The following is a 7,316-nucleotide window of genomic DNA, read 5'->3' as shown; positions in this document are numbered from 1 at the left end:
TACCCCCCCCCCCCCCACCCCCACCACCCCCCCCCCCCCCCCCCCCCCCCCCCCCCCACCCCACCCCCCCCCCCCCCCCCCCCCCCCCCCCCCCCCCCCCCCCCCCCCCCCTCTTCTGTTGGACACACCCTCCCCGCCCCCGAACCGGGAGGGGATGCTCCGCCTCAGCGCCTCGACGGAGCTGACGCTTCGTCAATGAGAATGCGGCCACGAAGTGGCAGGCTCATGACGAGCCGGGCGGCATGGCGTGAATATTACCGCCACCCGAGGCTTGATCCTGACGTTCCACTTGCCTGTTCGCGTCACACAAGACCGCACGTGGCACGCTTAGTTGAGCGCGCAACGAACGATTCCGCTCGGCCTCGGCCGCGCCTCCTCGCGGGCCCCATTACGGACGCACCAACACCCCCGTCCGGTTCCCGCCGGCGGCCACGGTCCGTACGGGCGGCCGTGCGACGAAGGCCTCACCCACAGAGCCCCGACAGGGCTGGCCCACCGCGCTACCGGGCGGTAGCGTCGCGGCATGTTCGCTGCCTACGCCGCCCGAATCGACCGTGACCAGCCGCTGAGCGGCCTTGTGCTGGGCGAGCGCCCGGCCCCCGAGGCCCGCCCCGGCTGGGTGACCGTGAACGTCAAGGCCGCCTCCCTCAACCACCACGACCTGTGGTCGCTGCGCGGGGTCGGCCTCGGCGAGGACAAACTCCCGATGATCCTCGGCTGCGACGCCGCCGGCATCGACCAGGACGGCAACGAGGTCGTCCTGCACTCCGTGATCGGCCAGAGCGGCCACGGGGTCGGCCCCGACGAGCCGCGCTCGATCCTGACCGAGCGCTACCAGGGCACGTTCGCGGAACAGGTGACCGTCCCCGCCTGGAACGTGCTGCGCAAGCCCGCCGAGCTGTCGTTCGAGGAGGCCGCGTGCCTGCCGACGGCGTGGCTGACGGCGTACCGGATGCTGTTCACGAACGCGGGCGTGCGCCCCGGCGACTCGGTGCTGGTGCAGGGCGCCGGCGGCGGGGTCGCGACGGCCGCGATCGTCCTCGGCAAGGCGGCGGGCCTGCGGGTCTTCGCCACCAGCCGGGACGAGGCCAAGCGCAAGCGGGCCGTGGAGCTGGGCGCGGTGGAGGCGTACGAGCCGGGGGCACGGCTGCCGCAGCGGGTGGACGCGGTGATCGAAACGGTCGGCGCGGCCACCTGGTCCCACTCGGTCAAGTCGCTGCGCCCGGGCGGCACCCTGGTCATCTCGGGGGCCACGAGCGGGGACCGCCCGGCGCACGCCGAGCTGACCCGGATCTTCTTCCTGGAGCTCAAGGTCGTCGGCTCGACGATGGGGTCGAAGGACGAGCTGGAGGACCTGCTCGCGTTCTGCGCGGCGACCGGGGTGCGTCCGGTGATCGACGAGGTCCTGCCGCTCGACCGGGCGCGGGAGGGCTTCGAGAAGCTGGAGGCCGGCGACCTGTTCGGGAAGATCGTCCTGACGGTGTAGACGGAAACCCCTCCCGAGGTGTCAACGGTGATTGACATCGGCATGCCGTCAACCTAAATTGACAGGCATGACAGAAGCGACCGATCTCGCCGAGCGGGCCGGGGACCGCGACCCTCGCGTGGGCCTGCGTGCCGTGGCCGCGCTCCGGAGGCTGCTGGAGCAGCTGGAGGCCGTACAGGTACGCAGCGCCCGTGCGCAGGGATGGTCCTGGCAGGAGATCGCGGCCGAACTGGGCGTGAGCCGGCAGGCCGTACACAAGAAGCACGGGAGGGTCTGATGTTCGAACGCTTCACGCACGACGCCCGGGACACGGTGACGGGCGCCGTGGCCGAGGCCCGCCGGGCCGGGGCCGCCACCGTCACCGAGGAACACCTGCTCCTGGCCCTGCTGGACCGGGGCGCGCTGGACCCGTTGGGCGTGGACCGCGCCGCGGTGGCGGCCGACCTCGCCGCGGCCCGTCGCCGGGGCGGCATGTCCCGGGCGGACGAGGAGGCCCTCGCGGGCCTCGGCATCGACCTCACCGAGATCGTGTCCCGGGTCGAGGAGAGCCACGGCGAGGGCGTACTGGCCTCGGCAGGCCCGCGCCGGCGGACCCTGGGCTCCTCGCTCCGCTCGGTGCTGGGCCGCCCGGAGCCGCACAGCCGCCACGTCCCCTTCGCGCACGGCGCGAAGAAGACCTTGGAACAGTCCCTGCGCATCGCGCTGGGCCGCCACGACCGTCACATCGCCACCCTGCACCTGCTGCTCGCCCTGCTCTCCCGCCCGGGCACGGCCGCGGAGGTCTTGGCGGACCACGGCGTCACGTACGCGGCGGCCGAGGCGGGCCTGGCGGCCTGATCCGCGGCCGGATCCCCCGGCTGAGCTCCGGCTGAGCTCCGGCTGATCCGCGGTCGGCTCCGCGGGCGGCTTCGCGACCTATCGCGACGGCCGGAGCGTCTCCGCGAGGCGGTCCGCCGCCGCCGCGAGGTGGGCGCGGGCCGCGGTGAGCCCGGCCGGGGTGACGCCGTGGTCGCGGGCAGCGTCGCGGACCTCGTCGCGGAAGCGGTCCAACAGGCGGTCGAGGTCACGGGCCGGGTCGCCGGTGGGGGCGAGGTCCTCGGCCCAGTGCGAGTCCGCAGCCGCGGCGCCGGCGGTGCCCGTACCGGCGCCCGTACCCGTACCGGCAGCCGTACCGCTCGTGCTGCCCGTACCGCTCGTGCTGCCGCCGAGCCAGGAGCCGGCCAGATTGCCCAGCACCCCGCCGGACTTCGCGAACTGCTCCTGCAGCTGGCCGGCGATCCGCATGACCTCCTCGCGCGCCCGCTCCTGGGCCTCCTTGGCCTGACGGCGGGCCTGCTGGGCCTCCTCGCGGGCCCGGCGGCTCTCGTCCTTCGCCCGGCGCGCCTGTTCCTTCCACTCCTGCTTGGCCTTGCGCAGTTCCTCCTTGGCCGCCGCCCAGGAAGCGTCCTCGACCGGGGTCGCCGTCGCGGAGGCCGCGGCCCGCATCTCGCGCCGCAGGGCACCCGCCGCGCCCCGTACGTCGTCACGGATCTCGGCGGCCAGCTCGGAGACCGAGTCGCGGATCTCCAGTTCCAGGTCGGCGAGTTCACCGCCGCGGTCGGCCAGTTCGGCGCGGCCCGCCTCGGTGATGGAGTACACCTTGCGCCCGCCTTCGGTGGCGTGCGTGACCAGGCCTTCGGCCTCCAGCTTGGCCAGCCGGGGGTACACCGTGCCCGCGGAGGGCGCGTACAGGCCCTGGAAACGCTCCTCCAGCAGCCGGATCACCTCGTAGCCGTGCCGCGGGGCCTCGTCCAGCAGCTTGAGCAGGTAGAGGCGGAGGCGGCCGTGGGCGAAGACGGGCGGCATGTCAGAGCACCTTCTTGTCGAGCACGAGGGGGGCGGCCGGGGCGTCGGCGGCCGGGCGGCGCAGCAGGGCGATGGAGCCCGAGACGGTGGTGGCCCGCAGGGTGCCGGTGCCGGCGCCGAGCGTGCCGGTGATCCGCTTGGCGGCGAACTGGCCGGAGACGAGCAGGTCCTCGAAGGCGTTGGAGACGCCACCGGTGGCCGTGTTGGCCTCCACCCGCGCGTCGGCGGGGTGCGGAAGGCGGATCGCGACCTGCCCGGACACGGAGTTGAGGGAGATGTCCACGGGCCGCGGCTCGGCGGCGTCGAGGGCCAGGTCGATGAGCATGTCGCCGCTGACGGAGTCGGCGCGTACGGTGCCGCCGGCGCCGTCGACCACGGTCAGGCCGCCGGAGACGGAGTGGAAGCCGAGCCCGCCGGTGAGGGACTGGGCCTCGACGCTGCCGGAGACGGTCTTCGCATTGACCTTGCCGGACAGGCCGACCAGGGTGACGTCGCCGGAGACCCCGTTGACGTCGGTGTCGGCGCGGATGCCGGAGACGACGGAGGTGGCGCTGACCGTTGCCAGCTGCACGTGGGTGGCGGCGGGGACCGCGAGGGTGACGGTGGCCCTGCGCTCCCAGGCCTTGCGGCCCGTGCCGGAGCGGGACCATGCCTTCCAGGGCTTGCCCTCGAACCACTTCTTGAGGTCCTGGGAACCGTTCCAGGGCAGGTCTTCGTAGGACACGGTGAGGGTGCCGCCCTCCTGGACGACGTACAGCGGCGGCCCGTCGACCGCGGCCACCTCGAGGCGGGCCGGCCCCTCGTCGGCGACGACGTTCACCGTGCCGCCGACGAGGCGGACGCGGAGCTCGGTCACCGGCTCCTCGAAGGTGAGCTTCTGCGGTTCGGCGACCGACCACGTCTTCTGCTCTGCCATGGTGCTGATCCTCCTCGGCGTACGGACACGGCACGCAACATATCGCGTCTTCTGAACAACACGATATATCGCGGATGCCCGAAGTCAAGCCTGCCTCGGAGCTCAGGACGCGATGGGGTGACGTTCGAGGAACCGGGCCATGGCTTCGGCGACCGGCTGGGACCGCTCCACGTGGAGGAGGTGGCCCACGCCTTCGGCGACGTACTCCTCGACGTCGGGCACGTGCGAGCGCAGGAACTCCGCGACTTCGACCCACAGCGGCCGGGTGTCGCTGCCGAGCACGGACAGCACCGGCCGGCTGATCGCCGCGGCCCGATCGGGGCCGAACCGCCACTCGGCCAGGGACGGGAGCTCGATCCCGAAGAACGTGTCGGCGTCCTTGACCGCCTGCGCGCCGCTGCCGGGTACCCGCTCCTCGAGCAGTGTCCGGCAGTGGTCCCAGTCCATCCCGCTGACGACGGGCATGAACAGCCGCACGGCCCGTTCGGCGTCCCCGTCGGCGTACGCCTCGAACGCCGGCGCCACCTGTTCGAAGAACGCCGCGCCGGCGGGCACCGACAGCAGGGAGAGCTCCAGCAGGGCGACCGTGGCGATGCGGTCGGGGTGTTCCTGGGCGAGTTCTGCGGCGACGGCCGCGCCGCTGGAGTGCCCGGCCACGTGGACGCGGCCGATGCCGAGCCGGTCGAGCAGCGCGATGGCGTCGGCGGCGTGGTCGGCGATGGTGACCGGTCCGGGAGTGTGCGTGCTGCCGCCCCAGCCCCGCTTGTGGTAGCGGATGAGCTGGTGGCGTTCGGCAAGCGCCGGCTCGGCGACGAGCGGCAGGAACCCGTCGGCCAGGACCGGGCTGATCAACAGCACCGGCTCGCCGGATCCGCGGATTTCGTACTCCAACCGGATGCCGTTCACGGTGACGGTGTCCATGGTGTCCTCCTCGGTGCGTCTTCCTCGGTGGTCATTGCTCACTCTGGAGGCGTAAGCGGGACGGTTACCGCCGTAAGCGTCCCGACCCCGGATCGAGGGACATGGTCGTGACCGATGCAACGGGCGACGGGACCACCGCGCTGGAGCAGGCCAGGGGCGCCGCGGCACGGGGCGCGTGGGCGGAGGCCCACGCCGCCTACGTGACGGCTCAAGAGGCGGGCGAGCTGGGCCCGGCGGAGCTCGCCGAGTTCGCAGGCGTCGCGTACGCCGCGGGGCACCTCGACGTCTCGGTCGAGACGTGGGAGCGGCTCCATGACGAGCTGGCCGGCCTGGGCGAGGACAACGGCGCGGCCGGCGCCGCCGTGCGCGTGGCCATGCACCTGCTGTTCGACACCGCGCTCATGGCGCCGGTACGCGGGTGGCTCCGGCGCGCCGAACGCCTCCTCGACCCCGCCTCGGCGACGCCCGCGCACGCATGGTTCGCGGCGGTTTCCTCCTACGAGCGGCTCCTCAGCGGCGACCTCGACGCTGCCCGCGACCGGGCCGGACAGGCGATCGCGATCGGCCTGGACACCGATCCGGCGGCCGCGGCGATCGGGCGGGTGGCCCGGGCGCGGCTGGTGATCTTCGACGGCGACGTCGAACGGGGTCTGGCGCTGCTCGACGACGCCGGCGCGGCGACGATGTCCGGCGACCTCGACCCCCTCTCGACCGGGGTGGTCTACTGCGAGCTGGTGTGCGCACTGCAGGGCCTCGCCCAGTACGACCTGGCCGAGCAGTGGACCGAGGCCATGGAGCGGTGGGCGCGGACGAACGCGATCGGCAGCATTCACGGCCGGTGCCGCGTGCACCGGGCGGAGATCCTGCGCCTGCGGGGGCAGTGCGCGGCCGCCGAGGAGCAGGTGCTCCTCGCGTGTGACGAGCTGCGCCCCTACGTGCACCGCGAGCTGGGCTGGCCGCTGACGGAGCTGGGCCGCATCCGGCTGCGGCGCGGCGATCCGACCGGTGCGGAAGAGGCGCTGCTCGCCGCCCACCGCCTCGGGTGGGATCCCGAACCGGGGCTCTCGCTCGTCCGGCTCGCCGACGGCGACGTCGGGGCGGCGGCGACCACGATCCGCGAGGCATTGCTCGGGCCCCTGCCGGTTCCGTCGAAGGAGCTTCCCCCCAGCACCGGGCTGCGCCGGGCGCCGCTGCTGGCCGCACAGGTCGAGATCGCCGTGGCCGGCGCAGACCTGGAGACGGCGCGGGGAGCGGCCCGTGAGCTCGAGGAGGTGGCCGAGCGCTTCGCGAGCAGCGCGCTCAGCGCCTCGGCACGGCAGGCGCGCGGTACGGTCCTGCTCGCGGGGGGCGACGCGGCCGGCGCGTCGGCGCTGCTCGCCGATGCCGTCCGCGCCTGGAGCGAGATCGGCGCACCGTACGAGACGGCCCGGTGCCGGCTCCGGCTGGCGGACGCCCACCGCGCCCTCGGCCACCACCAGGCCGAGTCCCTCGAGCGGGAAGCGGCGCGCATCGAGTTCGAACGGATCGTCGGCGCACCCGCTGTGGATCATTCGCAGCCGGCCACGACCGAGCCCAACACGTTCGTCCGGGAAGGGGACTACTGGAGGGTCGTCTTCGATGGCAGGTGCATGAACATCCGCGACAGCAAGGGAATGCACCACCTCGCCCGCCTGCTCGCCGCGCCGGGACGGGAGTTCCACGTCCTCGACCTCGTCGCGGCCGACAGCGACGAGCCCGCTGCCGTCGGCATGCTGCTCCGCGCCGACGACGCCGGTCCCCTCTTGGACGACCGTGCCAAGCAGATGTACCGACGGCGGCTCACCGAGATCGAGGACGACATCGAGGAGGCCCGGGCCGACCACGACATCGGCAGGCAGGCGCAGGCCGAGTTCGAACGCGATTTCCTCGTCGCCGAACTCGCTCGCGCCGTCGGCCTCGGCGGACGCGACCGGCGTGCCGGCGCGGCCTCCGAACGGGCCCGGGCAGCGGTGACCCAGGCCGTGCGCAAGGCCGTCGGGCGTCTGCGTGATGCCTCTCCGGCGCTGGGCGACCACCTCGATCTCACCCTCCGTACCGGGACCTACTGCGCCTACCTGCCCGACCCGCGCTTCCCTTCCGCTTGGTCCTCTTGACGCGCACCGGCACAGG

General features: G+C 73.6%; 7 protein-coding genes. 4 read left to right on the top strand and 3 right to left on the bottom strand.

What is annotated here, in order from left to right; translation table 11 throughout:
- The first annotated feature begins 523 nt into the window (after nt 1-523).
- The 3 genes from ACZ49B_RS00925 to ACZ49B_RS00915 all read left to right on the top strand — a co-directional run bounded on the left by ACZ49B_RS00925 (nt 524) and on the right by ACZ49B_RS00915 (nt 2,323).
- A complete protein-coding gene (locus tag ACZ49B_RS00925; protein WP_053691791.1) occupies nt 524-1,486 on the top strand; it encodes a zinc-binding dehydrogenase in 963 nt (320 codons plus the stop codon).
- 67 nt (nt 1,487-1,553) lie between these two features.
- Nucleotides 1,554-1,763 (top strand): helix-turn-helix domain-containing protein, encoded by a 210-nt coding sequence (locus ACZ49B_RS00920; RefSeq protein WP_008741547.1) that lies wholly within the window; start codon nt 1,554-1,556, stop codon nt 1,761-1,763.
- The gene (locus tag ACZ49B_RS00915) at nt 1,763-2,323 is read left to right on the top strand and encodes a Clp protease N-terminal domain-containing protein (protein WP_468299164.1); all 561 of its coding nucleotides are present in this window, start codon (nt 1,763-1,765) and stop codon (nt 2,321-2,323) included. The genes ACZ49B_RS00920 and ACZ49B_RS00915 overlap by 1 nt, the downstream gene beginning before the upstream one ends.
- Nucleotides 2,324-2,401: 78 nt before the next feature.
- Here the strand turns inward: ACZ49B_RS00915 and ACZ49B_RS00910 are convergent, their stop codons facing one another.
- From ACZ49B_RS00910 to ACZ49B_RS00900, 3 genes are all read right to left on the bottom strand, one after another.
- The gene (locus tag ACZ49B_RS00910) at nt 2,402-3,331 is read right to left on the bottom strand and encodes a PadR family transcriptional regulator (RefSeq protein ID WP_468299162.1); all 930 of its coding nucleotides are present in this window, start codon (nt 3,329-3,331) and stop codon (nt 2,402-2,404) included.
- A gap of 1 nt (nt 3,332) precedes the next feature.
- Nucleotides 3,333-4,247, bottom strand: coding sequence for a DUF4097 family beta strand repeat-containing protein (locus ACZ49B_RS00905; protein WP_468299160.1), 915 nt, complete (start codon nt 4,245-4,247; stop codon nt 3,333-3,335).
- A gap of 102 nt (nt 4,248-4,349) precedes the next feature.
- A complete protein-coding gene (locus tag ACZ49B_RS00900) occupies nt 4,350-5,168 on the bottom strand; it encodes an alpha/beta fold hydrolase (protein WP_468299158.1) in 819 nt (272 codons plus the stop codon).
- Between the two features lie 107 nt (nt 5,169-5,275).
- Between ACZ49B_RS00900 and ACZ49B_RS00895 the strand changes: the two genes are divergently transcribed.
- Nucleotides 5,276-7,300 carry a transcriptional regulator gene (locus ACZ49B_RS00895; protein ID WP_468299156.1) on the top strand — a complete coding sequence of 675 codons (2,025 nt, stop codon included), beginning with the start codon at nt 5,276-5,278 and terminating at the stop codon, nt 7,298-7,300.
- Nucleotides 7,301-7,316 lie beyond the last annotated feature (16 nt).

The organism is Streptomyces sp. NPDC031132, assembly GCF_055570595.1.
The sequence above is the reverse complement of the archived record's forward strand: the minus strand, read 5'-3'. Positions and strand labels throughout refer to the sequence as shown.

What these genes read in the sequence shown, in the direction of transcription:
- ACZ49B_RS00915 (WP_468299164.1), top strand. Translation starts at nt 1,763, where the DNA reads ATGTTCGAACGCTTCACGCACGACGCCCGGGACACGGTGACGGGCGCC.
- ACZ49B_RS00920 (WP_008741547.1), top strand. Translation starts at nt 1,554, where the DNA reads ATGACAGAAGCGACCGATCTCGCCGAGCGGGCCGGGGACCGCGACCCT.
- ACZ49B_RS00905 (WP_468299160.1), bottom strand. Translation starts at nt 4,247, where the DNA reads ATGGCAGAGCAGAAGACGTGGTCGGTCGCCGAACCGCAGAAGCTCACC.
- ACZ49B_RS00925 (WP_053691791.1), top strand. Translation starts at nt 524, where the DNA reads ATGTTCGCTGCCTACGCCGCCCGAATCGACCGTGACCAGCCGCTGAGC.
- ACZ49B_RS00910 (WP_468299162.1), bottom strand. Translation starts at nt 3,331, where the DNA reads ATGCCGCCCGTCTTCGCCCACGGCCGCCTCCGCCTCTACCTGCTCAAG.
- ACZ49B_RS00900 (WP_468299158.1), bottom strand. Translation starts at nt 5,168, where the DNA reads ATGGACACCGTCACCGTGAACGGCATCCGGTTGGAGTACGAAATCCGC.